Origin of the sequence: Priestia aryabhattai, assembly GCF_023715685.1 — a bacterium.
Taxonomy (GTDB): domain Bacteria; phylum Bacillota; class Bacilli; order Bacillales; family Bacillaceae_H; genus Priestia; species Priestia aryabhattai_B.
In genome coordinates, this window is sequence record NZ_JAMBOQ010000005.1 from 55,221 (window position 1) to 77,759 (window position 22,539).

At 37.6% G+C, this 22,539-nt stretch carries 19 protein-coding genes; 11 read left to right on the forward strand and 8 right to left on the reverse strand.

Annotation, left to right across the window (positions count from 1 at the left end; genetic code table 11):
• Positions 1 to 20 precede the first annotated feature (20 nt).
• Positions 21 to 854, forward strand: a complete 834-nt coding sequence (gene proB, locus M3225_RS21285; RefSeq protein ID WP_251396990.1) for a glutamate 5-kinase — start codon at positions 21 to 23, stop codon at positions 852 to 854.
• Complete coding sequence (locus M3225_RS21290) at positions 851 to 2,095, forward strand: glutamate-5-semialdehyde dehydrogenase (RefSeq protein WP_251396993.1); 1,245 nt, start codon at positions 851 to 853, stop codon at positions 2,093 to 2,095. The genes proB and M3225_RS21290 overlap by 4 nt, the downstream gene beginning before the upstream one ends.
• Positions 2,096 to 2,128: 33 nt before the next feature.
• On the opposite strand, the gene M3225_RS21295 is transcribed toward M3225_RS21290, so the two are convergent.
• On the reverse strand, positions 2,129 to 3,514 hold the full coding sequence (locus M3225_RS21295) for a sugar porter family MFS transporter (protein WP_251396996.1): 1,386 nt from the start codon (positions 3,512 to 3,514) through the stop codon (positions 2,129 to 2,131).
• 189 nt (positions 3,515 to 3,703) lie between these two features.
• On the opposite strand from M3225_RS21295, the gene M3225_RS21300 reads away from it, so the two are divergent.
• From M3225_RS21300 to M3225_RS21340, 9 genes are all read left to right on the forward strand, one after another.
• Positions 3,704 to 4,480 carry an alpha/beta hydrolase gene (locus M3225_RS21300; protein ID WP_251396999.1) on the forward strand — a complete coding sequence of 259 codons (777 nt, stop codon included), beginning with the start codon at positions 3,704 to 3,706 and terminating at the stop codon, positions 4,478 to 4,480.
• Between the two features lie 95 nt (positions 4,481 to 4,575).
• On the forward strand, positions 4,576 to 5,586 hold the full coding sequence (locus M3225_RS21305) for a LacI family DNA-binding transcriptional regulator (protein WP_251397002.1): 1,011 nt from the start codon (positions 4,576 to 4,578) through the stop codon (positions 5,584 to 5,586).
• A 144-nt stretch (positions 5,587 to 5,730) separates the two neighbouring features.
• Positions 5,731 to 6,492, forward strand: a complete 762-nt coding sequence (locus tag M3225_RS21310; protein WP_251397004.1) for a threonine/serine exporter family protein — start codon at positions 5,731 to 5,733, stop codon at positions 6,490 to 6,492.
• A 14-nt stretch (positions 6,493 to 6,506) separates the two neighbouring features.
• Positions 6,507 to 6,962, forward strand: a complete 456-nt coding sequence (locus tag M3225_RS21315) for a threonine/serine exporter family protein (protein WP_251397006.1) — start codon at positions 6,507 to 6,509, stop codon at positions 6,960 to 6,962.
• A 300-nt stretch (positions 6,963 to 7,262) separates the two neighbouring features.
• Positions 7,263 to 8,669: a cytochrome ubiquinol oxidase subunit I gene (locus M3225_RS21320; RefSeq protein ID WP_251397007.1), complete on the forward strand. Its 1,407-nt coding sequence runs from the start codon at positions 7,263 to 7,265 to the stop codon at positions 8,667 to 8,669.
• Positions 8,656 to 9,672 (forward strand): cytochrome d ubiquinol oxidase subunit II, encoded by a 1,017-nt coding sequence (gene cydB / locus M3225_RS21325; protein WP_251397009.1) that lies wholly within the window; start codon positions 8,656 to 8,658, stop codon positions 9,670 to 9,672. The genes M3225_RS21320 and cydB overlap by 14 nt, the downstream gene beginning before the upstream one ends.
• A complete protein-coding gene (cydD, locus tag M3225_RS21330; protein WP_251397011.1) occupies positions 9,672 to 11,384 on the forward strand; it encodes a thiol reductant ABC exporter subunit CydD in 1,713 nt (570 codons plus the stop codon). The genes cydB and cydD overlap by 1 nt, the downstream gene beginning before the upstream one ends.
• Entirely contained in the window at positions 11,384 to 13,129 is a 1,746-nt protein-coding gene (gene cydC / locus M3225_RS21335; protein ID WP_251397013.1) for a thiol reductant ABC exporter subunit CydC, read from the forward strand. The genes cydD and cydC overlap by 1 nt, the downstream gene beginning before the upstream one ends.
• 226 nt (positions 13,130 to 13,355) lie before the next feature.
• Positions 13,356 to 15,155, forward strand: coding sequence for a cation:proton antiporter (locus M3225_RS21340; protein WP_251397017.1), 1,800 nt, complete (start codon positions 13,356 to 13,358; stop codon positions 15,153 to 15,155).
• A 28-nt stretch (positions 15,156 to 15,183) separates the two neighbouring features.
• Here the strand turns inward: M3225_RS21340 and M3225_RS21345 are convergent, their stop codons facing one another.
• Genes M3225_RS21345 through M3225_RS21375 form a run of 7 tightly spaced genes read right to left on the reverse strand, consistent with a single transcriptional unit; the run spans position 15,184 to position 22,529 of the window.
• Positions 15,184 to 16,560 carry an O-antigen ligase family protein gene (locus M3225_RS21345; RefSeq protein ID WP_251397021.1) on the reverse strand — a complete coding sequence of 459 codons (1,377 nt, stop codon included), beginning with the start codon at positions 16,558 to 16,560 and terminating at the stop codon, positions 15,184 to 15,186.
• Between the two features lie 25 nt (positions 16,561 to 16,585).
• Positions 16,586 to 18,088 (reverse strand): murein biosynthesis integral membrane protein MurJ, encoded by a 1,503-nt coding sequence (murJ, locus tag M3225_RS21350; protein ID WP_251397024.1) that lies wholly within the window; start codon positions 18,086 to 18,088, stop codon positions 16,586 to 16,588.
• A gap of 30 nt (positions 18,089 to 18,118) precedes the next feature.
• The gene (locus M3225_RS21355) at positions 18,119 to 18,451 is read right to left on the reverse strand and encodes an EamA family transporter (protein WP_193426609.1); all 333 of its coding nucleotides are present in this window, start codon (positions 18,449 to 18,451) and stop codon (positions 18,119 to 18,121) included.
• Positions 18,444 to 18,779 carry an EamA family transporter gene (locus M3225_RS21360; RefSeq protein WP_251397027.1) on the reverse strand — a complete coding sequence of 112 codons (336 nt, stop codon included), beginning with the start codon at positions 18,777 to 18,779 and terminating at the stop codon, positions 18,444 to 18,446. Before M3225_RS21360 ends, M3225_RS21355 begins: the two co-directional genes overlap by 8 nt.
• Complete coding sequence (locus tag M3225_RS21365; RefSeq protein ID WP_251397030.1) at positions 18,779 to 20,497, reverse strand: DUF6020 family protein; 1,719 nt, start codon at positions 20,495 to 20,497, stop codon at positions 18,779 to 18,781. The genes M3225_RS21360 and M3225_RS21365 overlap by 1 nt, the downstream gene beginning before the upstream one ends.
• 2 nt (positions 20,498 to 20,499) lie before the next feature.
• Positions 20,500 to 21,438 (reverse strand): glycosyltransferase family 2 protein, encoded by a 939-nt coding sequence (locus M3225_RS21370; protein ID WP_251397033.1) that lies wholly within the window; start codon positions 21,436 to 21,438, stop codon positions 20,500 to 20,502.
• On the reverse strand, positions 21,435 to 22,529 hold the full coding sequence (locus M3225_RS21375; protein WP_251397036.1) for a glycosyltransferase: 1,095 nt from the start codon (positions 22,527 to 22,529) through the stop codon (positions 21,435 to 21,437). Before M3225_RS21375 ends, M3225_RS21370 begins: the two co-directional genes overlap by 4 nt.
• Between the last annotated feature and the right edge of the window lie 10 nt (positions 22,530 to 22,539).

Sequence of the window (22,539 nt, forward strand, 5' to 3'; positions counted from 1 at the left end):
AGGTGTTTTTAGTTAGGGAGATGAAAAGAGTGAACCATCGTCAAGAGTTACAAAATAGCAAGCGTATTGTAGTCAAAGTAGGGACATCAACGTTGACCTATGATAATGGAGATATTAACTTAGCACGCATTGAAAAACTAGCGCGTGTTTTATCTGATTTAATGAATGCAGGAAAAGAAGTTGTGCTTGTTACATCAGGTGCCGTTCAAGTGGGAGTAAAAAAGCTCAAGTTAAAAGAAAAGCCAAATTCTATTCGAGAAAAACAAGCAGCAGCTTCTGTCGGGCAATGTGAGCTTATGCATATCTATAGTAAATTCTTTGGTGAGTACAGTCACATTGTTGGTCAAGTTCTGTTAACGAAAGATGTAATTGAAGATGAACATGTGCGCAATAATGTTGTCAACACGTTTGAAAAATTAATTGAAGACAAAGTCATTCCTATTGTGAATGAGAACGATACGGTTGCAATCGATGAGATTGAAAATATCGTGCGTTTTGGAGATAATGATAATTTATCTGCCATTGTTTCGGTTTTGATTCACGCAGATTTACTCGTTATTCTATCTGATATTGACGGTTTCTTTGATTCAGATCCCACAAAAAACCCTAACTCTAAATTAATGAAAGTAATAGATGGCATTACACCGGAACTTGAGAATTTTGCTGGAGATAGCGGAACTGATGTTGGAACAGGCGGGATGGTCACAAAGCTTACCGCTGCTAAAACAGCTACAAGTGCAGGCGTGAGCTTAATCTTAGCAAATGGTAAAGAGCCAAGTATTCTGCGAGATATTATTGAAGGCCAAGAAATTGGAACGTTATTCTTAAAACAAGCCGAAGGAGTAATGAAATGAGTGAATTGCAGCTTAAAGGAAAGCAGGCAAAAGAAGCCTCTTATTTCTTAGGAAATGTAACGAGCGAACAAAAACAGCAAGCGCTTTATAAAATGGCGGCTGCTTTATTGGATCAACAAGAAGCGATTTTAAAAGCAAATGAATTAGACGTAGAAAAAGCCGTTCAAAAAGGCACATCAAAAGCGATGTTAGATCGCCTATCTTTAAATGAAGAGCGGATTCATGGAATGGCAGACGGCCTGCGCCAAGTAGCTGCGCTTGCGGATCCAGTAGGAGAAGTGCTGTCTATGGCGAAGCGACCAAATGGCTTACAAATTGGACAGCAGCGTGTACCTATTGGTGTCATAGGGATTATTTATGAAGCGCGTCCAAATGTTACATGTGATGCAGCAGGTTTATGCTTAAAAGCAGGAAATGCGGTTATTTTGCGCGGAGGCAGCGAGGCGTTTTATTCGAATCAAGCGATTGTTTCTGTATTATCTCAAGCTGCGGCAAGTGCAGGGTTGCCTGAGCACAGCGTACAGCTTATTGAAGATACGTCGAGAGAAACAGCACTGGAGTTAATGAAACTAAATAAATATATCGATGTATTAATTCCTCGAGGCGGTGCTGGTTTAATTGAAGCAGTGGTAAAAAATGCAACGGTTCCTGTTATTGAGACAGGAACGGGGAACTGCCACATTTATGTTGATGAAGAATATGACCGTGACATGGCGGCCAATATTGTCATTAATGCAAAAACGTCTCGTCCAGCGGTGTGTAACTCAGCCGAAAAGCTGATTATTCATGAACGAGCGGCCCGTGAATTTTTGCCTATTATTGTTCAAGCGCTACGAGAGAAAGATGTAGAAGTACGCGGTGATGAACGTGCGCTAACAATCGTTCCAGATCTTGTTCCAGCAGGGGATGAGGATTGGAAGAAAGAATATTTAGATTTCATCATGGCGGTTAAAATCGTAGATGACATTGATGAAGCGATTTCTCACATTAATGTTCACAGTTCACATCACTCTGAAGCGATTGTAACAACAAATTATGCTCATGCTCAGCGTTTTTTACAGCGCGTTAATTCAGCCGCTGTTTATGTGAATGCTTCGACGAGGTTTACGGACGGAGAAGAGTTTGGTTTCGGGGCAGAAATCGGAATTAGTACACAAAAGCTTCATGCACGTGGACCAATGGGATTAAGGGAATTAACAACATTAAAATATATTATTTACGGAGATGGACAAATTCGATAAAAAAGAAGCCTGAGGCATATGCTCAGGCTTCTTTTATTTCCATATATGTTCAATTTCTTCAAGTGACTTTCCTTTTGTTTCTGGCACCCACTTCCATATAAACAAAAATGAAGCGATACACATAGCCATAAAGGATAAAAATGTGAAAGATCCTCCAGCTTTGTTCCAAAGAATAGGAAAAAACTGAGACACAAACCAATTAGCTATCCACAAGAAAAAGGTGGAAATAGACATTGCATAGCCTCTCGCGTGATTAGGAAAAATTTCAGAAATCACAACCCATACAACGGGTCCCATAGAAATATTAAAAAGAAATAAATAAAAAACAATAAGTAAACTAGTAGTCAAGCCTTCAGTACCCTGTGAATGAAATCCAAAGGAAACGAGAAGCTGCGTAACGGCCATACCAGCTGTGCCAATAAGTAATAAAGCTTTGCGGCCAATCCGGTCGATAAGCCATATGGAACAAAGAACGCCTAAAAAGGCAGCTACACCAATCATAGACGTAACAAGGAGCGATAAATCTCCTCTAGCTCCAGCTGCCTCAAAAACTTGCGGTGCGTAATAAATAATGGCATTGATTCCGACAAGCTGTTGAAATGCTGCAAGTAGAATACCAATAAGCAACGCTTTTCGAAGACTTGTCTCTTTAAAAAGCGAAAGAGAAGCCGGTTGATTTTCTTTTAACGATTGCTCAATATGATACAGCTCTTGGCGTGCAATGTGTGTACCATTGATTTTAATTAAAATGTCCATAGCTTCTAAAGTGCGGTTTGCTTTTACCAGCCACCTCGGACTTTCAGGAACAGGAGAAAGGATAAGAAGAAGTAAAAGAGCAGGAATGCCAGAAGCACCGATAATGTAGCGCCATCCTGTGGAATTCTGCCAAGCGTCTTCTCCAATAGATAAAATGTAGTCATTTACAAAATAGACAGAAACAATCCCAACGGCAACAGCAAATTGATAAAGAGAGCCTAAGCGGCCGCGCATGTGAGGAGGGGCTATTTCAGAAATATAGGTAATAGAAAGAACAGAAGCCATGCCAATGCCTAGTCCTCCAATAATTCGAGAAATAATCACAAAAGAGATGGATGAAGATAGCGCTTGCATAATTGCGGATACGATAAATAAAGAAGCTGCTAAAAGTAAGATGCTTTTTCTGCCGAATCGATCACTCAGTTTTCCTGAGGCAAGTACCCCAACAGCACCACCGAGCAGCAGACTAGATACAACAAAACCTACCATCGTTGGACTAAGCTTAAAATGAACTTCCATCAACCCAATAGCTCCTGAAATGACGGCTGTATCATAGCCATACAGTAACCCTCCAAAAGCAGCTGCACATGAAATGAAAATAACAAAAAATAGATTTCCTTTTTGCTCCTTATACTCGTCAGAAGTTACTTTTACTATCCCCATATAAATTCCTCCTTTGAATCGCAATCACTATTTTAATTAAAAAACGTTACACGTAAAACGTTTTCACAAAAGATGTTTTTATGTTAAACTAAAAATTGTAAATAATCAAACTATTTTTTAACTTTTATATGAATTATGTACGTTCTGTTATCAATCAATAGGGAAGAAAAAATAGGGGGGAAGAGAAATATGGCGTTTATGCAATGTGATTTTTTTTCAGAAGTATTGCAAATCAGTACCTCAATGAACGTTCTAATACCGCAGCAAACAAAATCTCAAATTGGTTTACAAACTAATACAAGAAGTGATAAACACCCTACGCTTTATTTATTACACGGTCTTTCTGATGATCATACGATATGGATGAGAAGAACTTCGATTGAACGCTACGCATCAGAATTAGGACTTGCAGTTGTAATGCCAAATGTAGATCGGAGCTTTTATAGAGATATGGCTTATGGAAAGAAGTATTGGACGTTTGTAACAGAAGAACTCCCTCAATTGGCTAGATCATTCTTTCCGTTATCGGAAAAAAGAGAAGATAATTTTGTAGCTGGTCTTTCTATGGGAGGGTACGGCGCTTTAAAATGGGCGCTTCGCAAACCACATCAATTTTCTGCAGCCGCCAGTTTATCAGGAGTGATGGACGTTGAAGGGCTTGGAGAGCGAGGAGAAGTTCAGTTTTTAGATTATCCTTTGATTTTTGGCATGCCGCCTGTTATTAGACCTGAGGATGATCTTTTCTGGCTGCTTGAAAATCGCCGGCGCTATGGAGAAGTGACTCCGCGTATTTATCAATGCTGTGGAACGGAAGATTTTTTATATGAGGAAAATAAACGTTTTTCCGAGCGATGTAAGCAAGAGCCTATTTGTTTTACATATGAAGAAGGAAAAGGAAGTCACGACTGGGCATATTGGGATCAAAAAATTCAAGATGTGTTAAAGTGGCTGTTTAGTGAAAAGTAGGGAAGGTAGTTTTCGGTGGTTCCGACTTCTAGTAGTATAATAAAGAAAAATGTTTACTTGGTCGATAGACTAAAAGGAAATGGGAGTCGGTACGAATGGGGAGAAAAAAAGTCACGATTACAGAAGTAGCAAAAGAAGCGGGTGTTTCATTAGCTACGGTATCAAGAATCTTCAACAATAAAGACGGTAAAATTAAAATCAGTGAAAAAACAAAACAAAAAGTACTCGAAGCTGCAGCGTATTTAGGGTATCAGACGAATCCATTTGCGGCAGCTCTGCGTGCTCAAAAAACAGGGATTATCGGGATATTAATTAGAGATTTAAAAGATCCGTTTTTAATTGAACTATTAAAAAAGGTACAGCAACAAGTCCAAAGTCGAGGGATGGATGTTCTTATTGGACATACGGATTACCAAGAAACAACGGCTGAGCGTCAATTAAATGTTATGATGAACCATTGGTTTGATGGGGTCATTTTATTAGACTATGTATCGGCTCAGCATCCGTTTGTAGACGTATTAAAACAATATCAAACGCCTTACGTTTCTCTTACAGGAGACGACTCTTCTGCACTTTGGCCGATTGTACATGTAGATGATGCGGTAGGAATGCAATTAGCTGTTGCTCACTTAACGGACCTTGGTCATAAGAATATAGGGTTCGTTGGAAAAGCTGTAAGCGGGGTCGAGCACCGTCTGTCTCTTTTTCATCAGTATGTACCGTCAGCAAACGCAAAGTTTGTAAAAGAAGATATGAATAACTCAGATGAACTATATCAGTTTATAAATGAACTAGCTCATCATTCAGAGCCACCAACTGCGCTTATTTGTGCCACGGATTACATTGCTCTGAAAGTGATCCACTGTGCGTGGCAAAACGGGCTTCACGTTCCAGCAGATTTATCTGTTATAGGGTTTGATGATATTACAGAAGCTAGTGAAGCGCATCCTCCATTAACAACCATTCGTCAACCGATGGAAAAAATGGCTGAAAAAGCAGTAAACCTCTTACTTCAGCAAATTCAGGATCAGCAAGAAATAGATCAGGTACAGTATAAAATGGCACCTGTATTAGTAGAGCGTAAGACCACAAAACGTATGAATTGATAAGGAATGTATATACTATTCCTGAAAGTGTGAGACAAAAAGTCCACACTTTTTTGCATTAACCATTGCGTCTACTTCTCTCTTTCTTATACACTGTATGCTGTAGGGGAAAAAACCAAGCTTTAATATGTTTGGAGCGATTTGATGACACAACAAAAATTAGATAAATATGAAATTATGGACGTTAGCTTACTAGCAGGTAAAATTATGTTAGAAAGCGGAGCAGAAACGTATCGAGTAGAAGACACAATGATGCGGATTGCAGCGTCTTACGGTATAAAAAAATCCCACAGCTATGTGACGCCAACAGGGATTATGTTTTCACTGGAAACGAAAGAACCGACGAAAACGAAGTTAATTCGTATTTCTGAACGAACGACAGATTTAAAAAAAGTAACCATGGTAAATAGCGTCTCAAGAACAATTAGCCAAGGAAACATTTCCCTGGAGGAAGCGTATGAAATGCTACAAGAAATTGAAGCAACGAACGTAGCTTTTCCACTATGGGTTCAACTTGTAGCTGCATCCATTTCTAGCGGATGCTTTTTAATCATGTTTCAAGGTCTATGGACGGACTTTATTCCAGCTATGTTTTCAGGGGGACTAGGATTTTTAACCGTGGTGTATTTCCACCGTCTTATTCCGATTCGCTTTTTTGCTGAGTTTACCGCTTCGTTAGTTATTGGACTTTTATCAGCTCTTTTAGTCGCTTCAGGACTGGGCACACAAATTGATAAAATTATTATTGGATCCGTTATGCCTCTCGTTCCTGGCTTATCCATTACCAATGCAGTGCGAGATTTAATGGCGGGACATTTACTGTCTGGATTATCAAAAGGAGCAGAAGCGTTTCTGACGGCATTCGCTATTGGTGCAGGTATTGCCATTGTATTTACGCTTCTATAGAAGGGAGGCATCATATGCATATCGTAGAGCAGATAATTACAAGTTTTATTGCTTCGGCAGCGTTTGGGATCATTTTTAATGTTCCACGTGAATCATTATTAAAAAGTGGCTTTGTCGGAATGGTTGGCTGGCTCATTTACTATTTGCTGACGTTCTATGGCGTAGATGAAATTCCAAGCACCGTTGTATCGGCCTTCTTTATTGCTATTATTAGTCAAATTTACGCAAAAATTTATCGCACGCCGATCATTATTTTCACCGTAGCAGGTATTATTCCGCTAGTTCCAGGAGGAACAGCATACGATGCCATGCGTAACTTTGTAGAAAATAACTATAATGAAGCGATTAGTCTTGCAGCGAAAGCCTTTATGATTTCAGGTTCAATTGCCATTGGTATTGTATTTTCTGAAGTCATTAACCAAATCATTCGTCAATCTAAATTAAATGCCAAAGCAAAATATCGACCGTAGAGAAGCAAGCTCAAATCAGAGCGTGCTTTTTTTATGAAAAAATAAAGAGGTCCTTCACTTTTTTGTCACAAGAAAGTCACGTTTTAGTCTAAAAACGTTCAAAAAATGTACGTGCACAGCTAAGAAAATAGACTATACTATGTAAATAGAAAGAGAGAAATTACATATATATGTGAAACATTGAGCATATTTCTCGAATTGTTATGCTCAATGTTTCACAATGTAAGTAAAAGATGCTCAGTAATGAGCAAAGTATCTATGGAAATGATGAATGTTCTTATATATGAAAGGGGAAAGAAGATGGATACAGTCATACTATCACGTATTCAATTTGCATCAACGACGCTGTTTCATTTTATCTTTGTACCGCTGTCTATAGGCCTTGTCTTTTTAGTAGCGATCATGGAAACGATGTACGTAGTAAAAAAAGATGAACAGTATAAAAAGATGGCAAAGTTTTGGGGGCACTTATTCCTGATTAACTTTGCTGTCGGAGTCGTAACAGGTATTTTACAAGAATTTCAGTTTGGCATGAACTGGTCAGAGTACTCACGGTTTGTAGGAGATGTATTCGGTGCGCCGCTTGCTATTGAAGCACTGCTAGCGTTTTTTATGGAGTCCACTTTCCTCGGACTGTGGATTTTCGGGTGGGATCGTTTGTCTAAATGGCTGCACTGTCTATGTATTTGGCTTGTTAGTCTAGGTACTATTTTTTCAGCGTTCTTTATTTTAACGGCTAATTCTTTTATGCAGCATCCGGTCGGAATGGAGCTAAATAATGGCCGTTTAGAAATGAATGACTTCTTTAAATTGTTAACAAACGGTCAGCTTTGGGTTGAATTCCCTCATACAATTTTAGGTTCGTTTGCAACAGGCGCCTTTTTTATTACGGGTGTCAGTGCCGTTATGCTCTTAAAGAAAAAACATTTGGCTTTTGCCAAAAAATCATTTCAAGTTGCTATCATTGTAGGGTTAGTTTCAGGTGTAGGAATTGCGCTATCTGGGCATGAACAGGCTGGATACTTAGTTAAAACACAGCCGATGAAAATGGCCGCAAGTGAAGGATTATGGGAAAACAGCGGAAGTCCAGGAGCCTGGACGGTAACAGCAAATATTCAACCTGATGAAAAGAAAAATACAAGTGAAATCAAAATACCTTATTTATTAAGCTTCTTATCATACGGGAAGTTTTCAGGTTCCGTTCCTGGAATGAACGAGCTGCAGGAGCAGTATACGGCGAAATATGGAGAAGGAAATTATATTCCACCCGTTCGGACAACGTTTTGGAGTTTCCGCATTATGGCTGGTCTAGGTGGCGTATTATGTGCATTAGGCATTTGGGGCACGCACTTGCTTTCTCGTAAAAAACTTCAAGAAAGCAAACTATTTTTACGTATTATGACGATTGCCATTGCCTTTCCGTTCCTTGGAAGCTCGGCAGGTTGGATTATGACAGAGATTGGCCGTCAGCCTTGGGTTGTATTTGGCTATATGAAAACCGAAGATGCCGTGTCTCCTGGTGTAACAGCAGGTGAATTGTTGTTCTCTATCGTTTCGTTTTCGTTTTTTTATTTAATTTTAGCTGTGATTATGGTGTTCTTGTTTGTTAAAGAAATTAAAAAAGGTCCAGATCATGATCACGAAGAACATACAAAAGTAGTATCAACTGATCCGTTTACAAAGGAGGGATACAATGTTTTCTCTTAATGAATTCTGGTATTTGCTAGTATCCGTTCTGTTTGTTGGTTTTATCTTCTTAGAAGGCTTTGATTTTGGTATTGGAATGGTGTCTCGTTTTTTAGGAAGAAACGACTTAGAGCGACGAGCTTTTATTAATACAATCGGTCCTTTTTGGGATGCAAATGAAGTTTGGCTAATTTCAGCAATTGGTGCTATGTTTGCCGCTTTTCCAAACTGGTATGCAACGCTATTAAGCGGGTCATATGTTCTTTTTGTTCTTCTTTTGCTTTCGCTTATCGGCCGCGGTGTAGCATTTGAATTTCGAGGAAAAGTTGAAAAACAGGCGTGGAAAAATGCGTGGGATTGGGTTATATTCTTTGGAAGTCTTTTTCCACCGCTCATTTTTGGCATCTTATTTTCAGCGCTAATGAAAGGACTGCCTGTTGAGAGCGACATGCAAATGAATGCCGGATTTTCGGATATTGTTAACCTATATACCATAACAGGCGGCGTGACATTAACAATGCTTTGCTTATGGCACGGCCTCATTTTTGCGACTATCCGTACGATGGACAACATTAGAGATCGTTCACGAAAAGTCGCTATGAAGCTTTTGCCTGTGAATGCCTTGCTGCTTCTTATTTTTTCAGGCCTGACGTTTTTTGAAACAGATTTATTCAGTAATCATAGCCGCTTGATGCTATATACATTTTTTATCGGTATTTTCGTGTATTTACTAGCAGGGTTTTTCCTTACACGTAAAAAAGATGGATGGGCATTTGCTATGTCTGGCTTAATTTTGATTTTATCAATTTCCTCTATATTTGCAGGGTTGTTTCCAACCGTGTTGGTTAGTTCAATCAATGAAAGCTATAGTTTAACCATTCATAATGCAGCATCAGGGAATTATTCCTTAAAAATTATGTCTTATGCAGCTATTGCGTTACTGCCTTTTGTGTTAGGTTATCAAATTTGGAGCTACTACGTTTTTAGAAAACGTGTAGATCATAAGGAGCATATGGAGTACTAATGGGTAGAGGTTTAATGGTTTACAACGGAATAAAAATGGTTCTTGCCATGTTAATAGGGCTTATTACTATTCAAAGTGTAGCCATTATTTTTCAAGCTAAGTGGCTTGCCGAAGTAATTACCGCCCTTTTTCATGGTGAAAGTTTAACTTCGCAGACAAAAACAATCGCATTGTTTTTGTCTACCTTTATTGTTCGTCAGATCATAAGTTTTATAGTGAAAAAAACAGCATATCAATTTGGAGTCAAAACGATTCAGGAACTTCGTTTGACGGTAATGAAAAGCATTTTTGCATTAGGACCGCGCTTTGCCAAAAATGAAGGGACAGGAAACTTAGTGACGCTCATCACAACAGGCCTACAGAAGCTTCGTGCTTATCTCGAGCTGTTTTTACCTAAACTGGCCGCCATTAGCGTTACACCTTGGCTAGTGCTCGCTTTCGTTTGGTATCATGATCGGCTTTCAGGCATTATTTTACTTGTGACCATGCCAATTTTAATTTTATTTATGATTTTGCTTGGACTGGCTGCACAGAAAAAAATAGATAGTCAATGGGAGACATATCATGTGCTGTCCAATCATTTTGTAGATTCGCTTCGAGGGTTAGAAACCTTAACATTTCTCGGGAAAAGTAAGGTACATGCTGAAACGATTGAAAGAGTGAGTGACCGTTATCGAAAAGCGACAATGGGGACGCTCCGAATTGCTTTTTTATCTACGTTTGCTCTTGATTTCTTTACGATGTTATCTGTAGCCATCGTGGCTGTTATGCTTGGTTTGCGGCTGGTGAATGGTTCGATGACATTAGAGCCTGCACTTATGATTTTATTGCTGGCGCCTGAATACTTCCTAGCGATACGAGAAGTCGGAAACGATTACCATGCAACATTGGACGGAAAAGAATCTGGAGATGCATTAATCAATATTGTGAAGCAGGCTGAAAAACCGTCGGCTAAAAAAGAAGATGTTCCTAGTTGGACTGAAAGCAGTGAACTTCAATTACGTCATATCACCGTAAAATATGACGAAAAGCATCCACCTTCTCTTGAAGATGTGTCACTGCATGTTAAAGGAATTAAGAAAATTGGGATCATAGGAAAAAGCGGAGCTGGAAAATCGACGCTTATTGATATACTAAGTGGATTTGTACAATTTACAGAAGGCTCTGCTGAAGTAAACGGCATGCCAATCGATTTACGCTCAGACGCTTGGCAACAGCAGATTACGTATATTCCTCAGCATCCATTTATTTTTAATGGAACAGTGAAAGAAAATATTGAATTTTATCAGGATAGAGGCGGCTCATATGATTATGAAGATGCTTTAACGAAAGCAGGACTTTTATCTACGATTCAACAGATGCCTAATAAGGAAAATGAAATGATAGGGGATGGAGGACGGCAGCTTAGCGGCGGCCAAGCTCAAAGAATTGCCCTAGCTCGAGCATTTCTAAGCGACCGCCCTATTATTATGCTTGATGAACCAACAGCACAAGTGGATATTGAAACGGAGTATGAATTAAAGCAAGATATTTTAACGATGTTCCAAGAGAAGTTATTTATTTTAGCTACGCACCGTCTGCATTGGATGAAAGACATGGACCTAATTGTTGTAATAGAGGACGGAAAGGTTGCAGAAATCGGTAATTATCAAGAACTGATTCAAAAAAAAGGAGCTTACTATCAATTTTTACATGAAGAGGAGGAGGTATGATGAAATATAAAAGTTGGATATGGCCCTACTTTAAAACATATAAATCTCGTATCTTTTCTATCTTAGTACTAAGCTTGTTAACGATTGGTTCTGCTTGCGCGCTAATGTTCACATCAGGTTATTTGATTTCAGCTTCTTCCTTACAGCCAGAAACGATTTTATTGGTGTACGTTCCAATTGTACTTGTGCGTACATTTGGTTTAAGCCGAGCAACCTTTCGTTATGCGGAGCGTCTTGTCAGTCACGATTTTATTCTTCATATTTTAGCTAAAATGCGTACGCGTCTTTATCATTTGATTGAACCGTTAATTGCTACATCTCGCTATCGAACAGGAGATGTTTTAGGAGTTCTGGCTGAAGATATTGAAAGTTTACAAGACTTGTTCTTACGTACCATTCTACCAACAATCTCAGCTGTTATTTTATATGTTATTTCTATTGTAGCTTTAGGATTCTTTAGCCTAAAGTTTGCATGTTTGATTGCCATCTATTTATTTTTATTAGTAATAGTGATGCCGCTTTTTTCCCTTTGGCATATGAAGGCGGCCAATCAGCGATATAAGTCGAGCAAAGCACAGTTATATGCCAAGGTTACAGACGGTTTTTTAGGAGTTGCTGATTGGGTGTTAAGCGGGCAGCAACTGTCATTTTTTCATTCGTATAACAAAACAGAAGATGAGTTAGATGGCATGGATCGCAAGCTTAAATTATGGACGTATTACCGAGAGTTAATTGGCCAAGTTATTGTAGCAGCTTTAATTGTCACAATGATTTGGTTTGGGGCGTCTCTTTTTGTAGATAAAGAGCTTGCAGGTGTGTTTATTGCTGCTTTTATTTTAGTAGTATTTCCTTTATCTGAAGCGCTGCTTCCAGTATCTAATGCAGTAGAAAAGATTCCTCAGTTTGAGGAATCTTTAAATAGAGTGCAGGAAATGGAAAAGAACTGGGCAGATATGAACGAAAAGAAAAAACACACTCTTTCTTTACCGTATAAAGGTTCATGGAGCTCGGTTACCTTAAAAGTCGAACATGTAAGCTTTCGCTATAGTAATCATGAAGGCTCAGTAATTCATGACCTTTCATTTCAAGTCGAACAAGGAAAAAAAATTGCGATTCTTGGCAAGAGTGGAGCTGGAAAATCGACTCTCTTAAAGTTGCTGCAAGGCTCCTTATTGCCTACAGAAGGTACAGTTCAACTAAACGGTCAGTCTGTGGCTGAAGTTCGTGAAGATGTATCAAAACTCATTTCTGTATTAAATCAAAATCCTTATTTATTTAATACAAGCGTAGCAAACAATTTATTACTAGCTAACGAAGAGGCCACAAAAGAAGAGGTAATTGAGGCAATGAAGCAAGTGAATATGCACTACCTTGTGGAAGGTTTGCACCAAGGATATCAAACGTCGATGCTCGAAACAGGTCAGCGCTTCTCGGGAGGAGAACGTCAGCGGATTGCGTTAGCACGTGTTCTGCTTCAGCATACGCCAATTGTCATGCTGGATGAGCCAACTGCAGGGTTGGATACCGTGACTGAAAAGCGTTTGTTATCCACCATCTTTGAAACTCTTCACGACAAAACCTTAATTTGGGTTACGCACCATTTAGTTGGGATGGAAAAGATGGATGAAATCTTATTCTTACAAGATGGAAAGGCAGCAATTCGCGGAACGCATGAAGAATTACTTGCTACGAACAGTCACTATCAAAAGCTATATGAATTGGATCATCCAGCAAAAAGCCTTTAGCAGAAGCTAAAGGCTTTTTATTATTTTATAATAAAGTGAAATTCGACAAACACGAGTAAAATATGTGTCGAACTAAGGAAAACAGTTTGGATTCAAAGAGGGGGGTATGCGTTTAGCTTTTTTGAAAAAGTGGTAAAACAAGGTAGTGTTTGTTTCTTCCTGTATAACATCGGTTTATTTTAGGGAAAATATATACACATTATGCGAACGAGAGAAGGAAGATACAATGGAACCCATGCTTATACATATCACGCTTGTAGTGGGACTAGGAGTTCTATCTCAGTGGCTGGCTTGGAGATTTAAGCTACCAGCAATTGTCGTGATGTCGATTATCGGACTGCTAACAGGCCCTATTTTAGGTTTAATTGATCCTAAAGCACAATTTGCTCAGCTTTTTGATCCTTTTGTATCTATTGCTGTAGCTGTTATTTTATTTGAAGGCAGCTTGAACTTAGACATGAGAGAGGTAAGGGGAATCGAAAAGCCCGTGTTTCGCATTGTGACACTGGGAGCCATGCTAGCTTGGATTTTAGGCTCTTTAGCTGCTCATTATATAGCGGATTTATCATGGGCGGTAGCAATTGTTATCGGAGGGCTTTTTATTGTGACGGGTCCAACCGTGATTTTACCTCTTTTACGACAAGCTAAATTAAAACCAAAACCAGCAGCGATTTTAAAATGGGAAGGTATTATTGTCGATCCATTTGGTGCATTGCTGGCCGTTTTTTCGTTTGAAATTGTTCAATTTTTAGTGCTGAGAGAAGTGACTGGAAAAACAATTCTCTTTTTCTTCGTGGCCTCTATTATTGCTGTTTTAATAGGGTGGATCCTTGGCCGCGGAATAGGGTGGATGTTTCAAAAGGGTCATATTCCAGAGTACTTAAAATCTCCGGTCGTATTTATTATCGTTATTGCCTGCTTTACAGTAGCTGATGAAATTAAGCATGAAACAGGTCTTCTAGCAGTAACAGCGATGGGGATTACGCTTGCTAATATGCATATTTCATCTATTAGTGATATGCGACACTTTAAAGAGAACATTTCGGTTTTATTGACTTCTACTATTTTTATCATGTTAACGGCTGGACTGACGATGAAGACCATTACTGAAATTTTTCATTGGAATATTATTTTGTTTGTTTTACTTATGCTGTTTATTGTCAGACCTGTCTCCATCTTTTTGTCAACAGTAGGGACAGATTTATCTATAAAAGAAAAAATCCTGATTGGCTGGATTGCCCCGCGCGGAATTGTGGCGTTAACGGTCTCTAGCTACTTTGCGAAAGTACTAATTGATGAAGGTTTTAAAGATGCTTCCATCCTAACAACGCTGACATTTGCTTTAGTGTTTGCTACGGTTTGTGCACACGGTTTTTCCCTTTCATGGCTAGCTAAAAAGCTTGATTTATCGATTGGAGAAGAACCTGGTATTTTGCTTGTAGGAAGCAATGATTTTACGGTTGCCTTTGCTTCAAAGTTAAAAAAGCTGGGCTATCCAGTATTAGTTGCTGATTCTTCGTGGGAGCGGTTAAGAGTTGCGCGCAGAGCACAAGTAGATGTTTATCACGGAGAAGTTCTAGCTGAGCAAACGGAATATCATCTAGACTTAACTCCTTATGAATACGTGATTGCTGCAACTGAGTTAGATGCATATAATGCGCTTGTTTGTACTGCTTTTCTTCAAGATATGGGACGGAACAATGTTTTTCAATTGAGCATTCGTCACCAAGAAGATTCAAGAGAAGATGTCGATGAAATTATGCATACAGTAAGAGGACGTCTGCTCTTTAAGAAAGGAATTACGTGGGAGTTTCTGCATCATAAAATGGAGCATGGATATACGATTTACAATACAAAAATTACGGATGAATATACGTATGAAACATATCTTGAGGAGAAAAGCGATGATTCTCTTTTACTAGCAGTGAGTACGCAAGGAAAGGCACTAAGTTTTTTTGCTCATGATCAGGAAATAAACGTTAATGCGGGTGATACGGTGTTAAGCCTTCAGCCATTAAAAAGATAAAAAAACAGGCCTTCAATGGCCTGTTTTTTTACGCTTGTCTTTGTTTAAAATGAATGACGAACAGATAAGCAGCAGCTGCTGCAAAATAGATAGTAACGGCTGGTGCTGTAAAGACATGCCCAGCTACAAAAGCAATTCCAAGAGCTAATACAATTGCTGTACTATACATCATAAAGCTTTCATCAAGAAGCTGTGATGGCTCTTTAAATAATCGAACCAATACGGTTAAACCAACTACTAGAAGTGGAAGAATCCATAGTAAAAATCCGATGATACCTAAAGAGAAAAACAGATCATAAAAATCCATTTCAATCATCTTTGGCGGAAGCTGTTTTGTATAGTCACCAGAAAAGCCCATACCTATCATTTTTCGTGCAATAGGTGCTTTTGCATACTGTTCCTTAATATGAGCTAAAAATTGCTCACGGCTGCTTAGAATCAGATTTTGAACATCTTTGTCATCTAGATTTGATTCCTTTTGTTTTTTCTTTTTCGCCGGCTTTTCTTTTTCTTTCTTTTCCGGCTTTTCTTGTTTTGTTTTCTCTTTTTTAGCCTCTAACATATCGATGTGCGCATATGTGTTTTTATAAGCTGGAGAAATCGGAGTAGTTGCTCCGGTTACAATTAAAAGCAGAATTGAGATCACTAAGTTGGCTTTAATTAAGCTGCGTTTATTCGTAAATAATTTTGCAAATAAGACAACTGTTGCTACAACTAAAGAAAGAATAACGGCACCTAAGCCCACTTTCGTTCCAAGCATGATGGACGAAACGGCTAACAAGATAAAAGGAATCCAGTAATAAGCTTTTGAAAACGAACGTACTTTATCCAAAGCTAAAAGCAGTGTGAGAGGAAGCAAAATAGCAATGGTTGCTCCTAGCTCATTCGCTGCATAAAACCAGGCTTTAAATCCGATTTTATTATACTGATAACTCTCTAGTGCTGTACCTGTTAGCATTGTACCGATAAAAACAATACTGATGATGAGTGAAGCAGTCAATAAGTTTTTACTCAGTATTCTTTTTACATCCACAGATGATCGATAATGTGAAAACATCACAATCATTCCAAGTAATGTAACGTTCATATAAACAACTTTATTGAAAAATTTAATTTCTTGCCCAATATAATAAGGATCTTTCCATTGATGATTTAAGTAGATATTGAGTCCAAGAAAGAGTGCAAAAACAATAAGGTAGATAATCGAATATCTAGCCCATTTTGATTTTTTGGCAAACACTAAAAGTAGGACACCTGCAAAAATCATATATAGAAAGCGAATAACAACCCCAATTGAGAGACCACTATCCATGTTCAAAACCATGTACGTCGTTAGCATATCAATAATTGGCTGAATTGAAATAAAACCAACGAACAGAAAAAATAACCAGTATGTGTTCTTCATATAGTACTCTCCTGTTTTACGTGAATTAACGTTTTCTTTTAACTAAAAGCATAACACCTTCTACTCTGCATAATAGCGTCGACATTAAGTATACTAAACCACCTGCAATACAGACAATACCAAATCGCAAGATAACATGTAATGAATTCAAAAAGGCGATGTCCTTTAAGAAGAACATGACGATAGCAACAGGTACGGAAGCTAAAAGAATTTTTCCTGTTTCTTTCACTAGATATCCGTAGTGGAAGTGATTAATTTGTTTTGCCAGCATAACGAATACGATGGCCGTGTAGAAAAAGGCAACCACTGACATGGAAAGTGCTAATCCTTGGTATCCCATAAATTTAGTGAAAATGATGTTAAAGATGATATTTAACACAATGGATAATAAGCCTGCTCTCATAATAAGATAACCTTTTTGAAGAGAATAAAAGCCCTTTGCAACGACAGCTTGCAGCGAATAGAAAAACACGGAACCTAGGTAATAATAAGATACATCCGTTGTTTTTAACGTTGATTGTGCGTCAAATGCACCGCGCTGGTAAGCAATCATTACAATGTCTTTCATATAAAAGATCATAATAACAATTGTCGGAATCAGCAGCATCAGCATAAACGTGATCCCTTTTTCAATTCCCAATTTAAAGCGTTCTTCATCTTTTTCAGAAATGGCTCTTGCAATCAGCGGATAAATAATGGTTGCGACTGTGACCCCGAATATTGCCTGGGGAATACTTACAAGCCTGAAGGCGTAATTTAAGTATGAAATAACACCTTCACCAAAGGAACCAGCAAAGAAGAAGTTTACAGTTAAATTAATTTGACCGACCATAATTGTCACACCAACAGGGATGAATACTTTGTAAAAAGCCACAACTTCATCACGGTCAATTTTTTGCTTCCATAACAGCAGATGCTGCGGTTTAAAATAGACAACTTTAATTAAGAAAGAAGCAATTGTTCCTACAAAATAGCCAAGGGCAATTGCATAGCCGCCCATAACTGAATGTAATAGAATCGTACTTAAAATTGTAAATAGTACAACAACCGTTTGAGAAAACACGGAGAAAGAATATTGACTTCTTGCATCAAATACACCTTCGTATACAGCGTTCACTCCAACTAGTGAAAGAGATAAAAAATACATAACGCCCGTATAAATTCCTAGTTCAATTGCTGCTTTGGAAAAATTAGAATACGAAGCAGGAAAGTAAAAGAAAGCGGCAATTGATCCGAGAACCGAAATAATGAAACAAATAAGAAAGGTTGATTTAACAATATTAGTTAAATGAACCTTTCCTTTATTTTCTTTTTCATAACGTAAATAACTAGGAATAAACGCATCCTTCATCCCCGTTAGCATAAATAAAATAAAAGCGTTTGGAATAATCATTGCTGCGTTGTATGAATCGACAATATAACTTGTTCCAAAATAGTTAGCAATAACTAAATCACGAATCATACTAGAAAATTTCAAAAATAATGTTGATATGAGCAGTAAAATGCTCGCAAATTTTAAGTTTTTCATGTGAAACTCCTACCTTTTCAAGTTATCTCATCAACTATTAGCAATAAAGAAGCATCCGACAATTAGAAGAATACAGCCGATAACTTGTTTTGTTGTAACTTTTTCTTTAATTAAAAAGTAACCGAATGTTAATGTCCAGATATACGTAATAGACGTGAGCGGAAATACAATAGAATAAGGTAACAGCGTTAAAACATACACATTAAGCAGAGCTGCCGCCCCGTAAAAAAGACCGCCACCCACAAAGCAAATAAGCGCTAGCTTTATCTTTTTTTTATTTAAATACGTAGAAATATACTTGAAAAAGACAGCTCCAACTGAACCTAAAAGGGTCATAATAATTAAAAGTGGAATACTATTCATCTTGGCCACCTACTAGAATTACACCTACGATAATAATAAGAGTACCGACCAGCTTCATAGGGCTAACGGCTTCATTTAATAGAAAGAAACCAAGAGCAATGCTAATTACGTATCCTAGGCTTAAAAATGGATGAAGCAAGGAAACTCTTTCAAATTTAAAAGCGGCAATCATAAAAACCGCTCCTAATCCATAAAGGAAAAAACCAATAATTAAATTTAAGTTAAATGAAGCTTCGGACAACTTCCAAAAAAGTTGTCCAACAGCTGTAAACAGGGAAGCCACGATAATGAGTGTGATTCCTAGCTTTTTGTTGTAATTGCTCTCCATCAGGAGGTCACATCCTTTTCTTTCTGATCAAATCGGATAAAAGGAAGACCAATAAAGAAGAAAGACACAAATACGCTTGCTAATAAATATCGAAAATCTTGAGCCGGCAATGCTGCAAGAACAGAAAGCGTGTTAAGAGCCCAAGGAATGATGATAATAAGTGACGTAATTCCTCTTCGAATCACTAGCATTAATGAAAATAATAAAATGACACAGTGATAAAAAGCTGGTTTCCATAAGAACGTAAAAACAGGATGCTTAAAAATAGCTAAGTAAGCGTTGGCTGTATTTGTGATAAGTGAATTAATTACTTTATTTTCTAATCCCAAATCATTCCCATGATAAATTGTTGTTACATAGGTATCTGTATATCCATCTTTAAAGGGATTGATTTGCCATATTAAAGCCGTTTGTTTGAGAAAACCTTCCGTTGCTAGGTAAGGATTTTTGATGACAATGCTAGCATAGTTCTTAAAGTAAAGACCTAAATCATTAAAAATAAATTCGCGGTCGTAGTATTTCCACGTGAATTTAATTGGATCACTTTTGTATGGATTATATTTTTCTTTCCACAATTCAATAGGGAGCACTTTATTAAAATATTCGCGCTCTTCTTTTGACATATCCCCATCATTTGAAATGATGTTGGCAATTTGTTGAGTTGGAATAGACAAAGCTTCATTTGGATCTGAAGGTTTTACATCAAGCCACGTGAACACAGGGCCTGTAACAATCTTTTGTAAAATAAAGACGACTAAGAAAATCGTGACAAGAGGTTTCCAGTTTTTTCTGAATAAGACGATCATTAAAAGGAAAGTCAAAACAAATACAGGAAAACCATTATGTCTAAAGAAAGCTACTCCAAATGCAGAGAGTAAAAGTAAGAAAAAGCTCGCTTTACTTTTAATCCAAGCACCTTTTGACAAATAGATTTTTGCAATGTTAACCGTAAAAAACAGCAGAAAAGCACTGTATAAAATATCTTTCCAAATAATAATTGAAAAGATTAAAAAGCTTGGAATAATGACAATAATAGCTGTTAAAAGTCCAATCATAACAGGATGTGCTTTGCGTTTAATGAAAAAGTCAAACGTATAGGCGTATATGCTTACTACAACAACAATTTGCGTGAACGCTACAATTCCTGGGTTATCCCATATTTTTGTCAGCAGCATAATCAGCCACGTAATCATAATAGGGTGCCAATCGTTAAATTCTCCGTTATGTGCCTGTCTCCACTGTGCTAATGAATCGGGAGTCATGGCCGCTGGGAAAAAGGCGAACCAGTAATATAGACTAACAGCTAAAATAAGAATCGTAACGATTCCTAGGTAACGCTTTGGGTGTGCAAATGTATAGTGAAAATCCTTTATCTGTTTGATAGCGCTGAGTACAGCGGCCGTCAGCAGCATTGCCAATAAAGTGCGACTGATTGCATACAAAACGAGTAAAAAAATAGTTGAGCTCGTCATATGTAAGTTATCTAAAAGTGAAAACTGTACGATAAACGAAAAAACAATCAGCAATAGCCATTCTATCGTTTTAAATGAAGCATAAGCTCTATTTTTATAAATAAAAATAGAGCTTATGATGGTAAATACAAGTGCAGCAAAAAGGGAAAGATAGTGAACACCGTCTGGATTACCAATACTTAAACCGATAAGAATAATTAAAGCTGTTACTGTAAGCAGCAAAATACTTTTTTTATTCTTCATCATTGTTATTCTCCTACTTGTTCAATCTGTTCAATTTTTTTATTTAGTTCTAATTCATATTGCTTGCGATTTAATGAAGCAATTGTATCTAGAATTAATCCACAGACGAAAGATAAAACACCTAACACCATCAATCCAGTTGCTAAGATAGATGAGGGTACTTTGGTAATAAAGCCTGTATCAAAAAATTCATAAAGTACCGGAGCACCAACAGCTAATCCTGCGACAATAAACAACACTGTCCAAATGGAGAAGAACTGAAGCGGCTTGTACTCTTTAAATAACGTGAAAATCATTCGTAACACTTTAAATCCGTCAGAGAACGTATTAAGTTTCGATTCGCTGCCTTCAGGTCGATCGCGATAATCGATCGCAATTTCTTTTAGGTGGAACCGTTTATCTAACGCGTGAAGACTCATTTCTGTTTCAACTTCAAACCCTGGGCTCATCACAGGAATGGATTTTACAAATAATTTATCGTATGCACGGTAACCTGTCATGATATCTTTAATATTACTTTTGTACAGGCGGTTAATTAAAGAACGTACTAAGTTGTTACCAAAATTATGGAAAGCACGTTTGTTTTCTTCGAAATACGTTCCGTTTGATAAACGATCTCCAATGACCATGTTAGCTTCTCGATTTCTAATAGGCTCAATTAGTTGATGAACAAACTCTGCAGGATACGTATCATCACCATCTACCATGACATAACAATCTGCATCGATTTCTTGAAACATCGAACGTACAACGTTTCCTTTTCCTTGCTTGAATTCTTTCTTGACGATTGCGCCGTGTTCAAGTGCAATTTCACTTGTACGATCTTTTGAATTGTTGTCGTACACATAAATATCTGCACTAGGCAGTTCGCGTTTGAAATCGTCAATTACTTTTCCAATTGTTACTTCCTCGTTATAACAAGGAATTAAAACTGCGACTTTCATTTTTCCACCTCATCAAAAAAAATTGTTGGTAATATATTAGAAACTTTATTCAAATCGTATTCTCTTGCAGTTTCAATAGATGCAAGGGACATACGAATTTTTTCCTCATCACTAAGGTTTATAAATGAACGAATTTGGAAAACAAGCTCGTCAATGTCTCCTTTTTCGAAAAATAACCCATTCTTTCCATGTTGAATGTAATCTTGTAACCCGCCTACTTTACTTCCTATTACAGAAGCACCACATGCCATAGCCTCTAAACCTACCAGTCCTAAACTCTCAGCCTTACTAGGGAAGACAAAGGCATCAATAGCATTATATACATGCACCAGTTCAGGCTGTGGTAAGGCAGGTAAGTGAGTAACTTTAGAGTGAAGATTTAATTTAGCCATCATGGCTTTGAACTTCTCCTCTTCTACACCGCTCCCAACATAAAGATAGTGATAAGAGGTAGGTGTTTCATTTTCTAGTAACGAAATAGCCTGTAAAAAGTATTCCCAACCTTTTCCTGAATCTATTCGACTAACGCAACCAATTACTTTTTGATCCGTGTTTAGGTTAAGTTTCTTTTTTGCTTCCTCTTTATTGTGGTAGGAATAAAAAATTTCAGGGTCAACTCCTCCGCTAGGAAACACATAAATTGAGTTGGTTAGGTTGTACTTGTTCTTGATTAACTCTTTATAAGCTATAGAAGGAGAGATGATTTTATTTGATAGCTGTAATAGTTGTTCGACATTAGATTCGAATTGATTATCATTTGGGTCTTTTGGAACGACGTCTGATCCATGAATATTAGTAATAACTTTAATATTTTTTCTGAATTTCTTTAAAATTAAAATAGGCAGCGCATTATGAGATGCATAATGTACGTAAAGATAGTCGTAGTTTTTTGTTAAGCCCGTCACAATGACATTAGCATAATGAGAAGCATAGCTAAAAAGCTTGCTTAATTTGCTTGTCTTTTTTTGCATGACAATTTTATCAACTTGAATATCATGTTGAACTAAAATTTTTTCAGTGTTTTGAACAAATACACCATAGCTTGGGAATTGTTCAGAAGGATACATATTTGAAATCAACAAAATTTTCATGATTGTTTCA

Bases quoted from the DNA above. Each gene is read 5' to 3' on its own strand.
- proB (WP_251396990.1), top strand. From the start codon at position 21: ATGAAAAGAGTGAACCATCGTCAAGAGTTACAAAATAGCAAGCGTATT.
- M3225_RS21290 (WP_251396993.1), top strand. From the start codon at position 851: ATGAGTGAATTGCAGCTTAAAGGAAAGCAGGCAAAAGAAGCCTCTTAT.
- M3225_RS21295 (WP_251396996.1), bottom strand. From the start codon at position 3,514: ATGGGGATAGTAAAAGTAACTTCTGACGAGTATAAGGAGCAAAAAGGA.
- M3225_RS21300 (WP_251396999.1), top strand. From the start codon at position 3,704: ATGGCGTTTATGCAATGTGATTTTTTTTCAGAAGTATTGCAAATCAGT.
- M3225_RS21305 (WP_251397002.1), top strand. From the start codon at position 4,576: ATGGGGAGAAAAAAAGTCACGATTACAGAAGTAGCAAAAGAAGCGGGT.
- M3225_RS21310 (WP_251397004.1), top strand. From the start codon at position 5,731: ATGACACAACAAAAATTAGATAAATATGAAATTATGGACGTTAGCTTA.
- M3225_RS21315 (WP_251397006.1), top strand. From the start codon at position 6,507: ATGCATATCGTAGAGCAGATAATTACAAGTTTTATTGCTTCGGCAGCG.
- M3225_RS21320 (WP_251397007.1), top strand. From the start codon at position 7,263: ATGGATACAGTCATACTATCACGTATTCAATTTGCATCAACGACGCTG.
- cydB (WP_251397009.1), top strand. From the start codon at position 8,656: ATGTTTTCTCTTAATGAATTCTGGTATTTGCTAGTATCCGTTCTGTTT.
- cydD (WP_251397011.1), top strand. From the start codon at position 9,672: ATGGGTAGAGGTTTAATGGTTTACAACGGAATAAAAATGGTTCTTGCC.
- cydC (WP_251397013.1), top strand. From the start codon at position 11,384: ATGAAATATAAAAGTTGGATATGGCCCTACTTTAAAACATATAAATCT.
- M3225_RS21340 (WP_251397017.1), top strand. From the start codon at position 13,356: ATGGAACCCATGCTTATACATATCACGCTTGTAGTGGGACTAGGAGTT.
- M3225_RS21345 (WP_251397021.1), bottom strand. From the start codon at position 16,560: ATGAAGAACACATACTGGTTATTTTTTCTGTTCGTTGGTTTTATTTCA.
- murJ (WP_251397024.1), bottom strand. From the start codon at position 18,088: ATGAAAAACTTAAAATTTGCGAGCATTTTACTGCTCATATCAACATTA.
- M3225_RS21355 (WP_193426609.1), bottom strand. From the start codon at position 18,451: ATGAATAGTATTCCACTTTTAATTATTATGACCCTTTTAGGTTCAGTT.
- M3225_RS21360 (WP_251397027.1), bottom strand. From the start codon at position 18,779: ATGGAGAGCAATTACAACAAAAAGCTAGGAATCACACTCATTATCGTG.
- M3225_RS21365 (WP_251397030.1), bottom strand. From the start codon at position 20,497: ATGATGAAGAATAAAAAAAGTATTTTGCTGCTTACAGTAACAGCTTTA.
- M3225_RS21370 (WP_251397033.1), bottom strand. From the start codon at position 21,438: ATGAAAGTCGCAGTTTTAATTCCTTGTTATAACGAGGAAGTAACAATT.
- M3225_RS21375 (WP_251397036.1), bottom strand. From the start codon at position 22,529: ATGAAAATTTTGTTGATTTCAAATATGTATCCTTCTGAACAATTCCCA.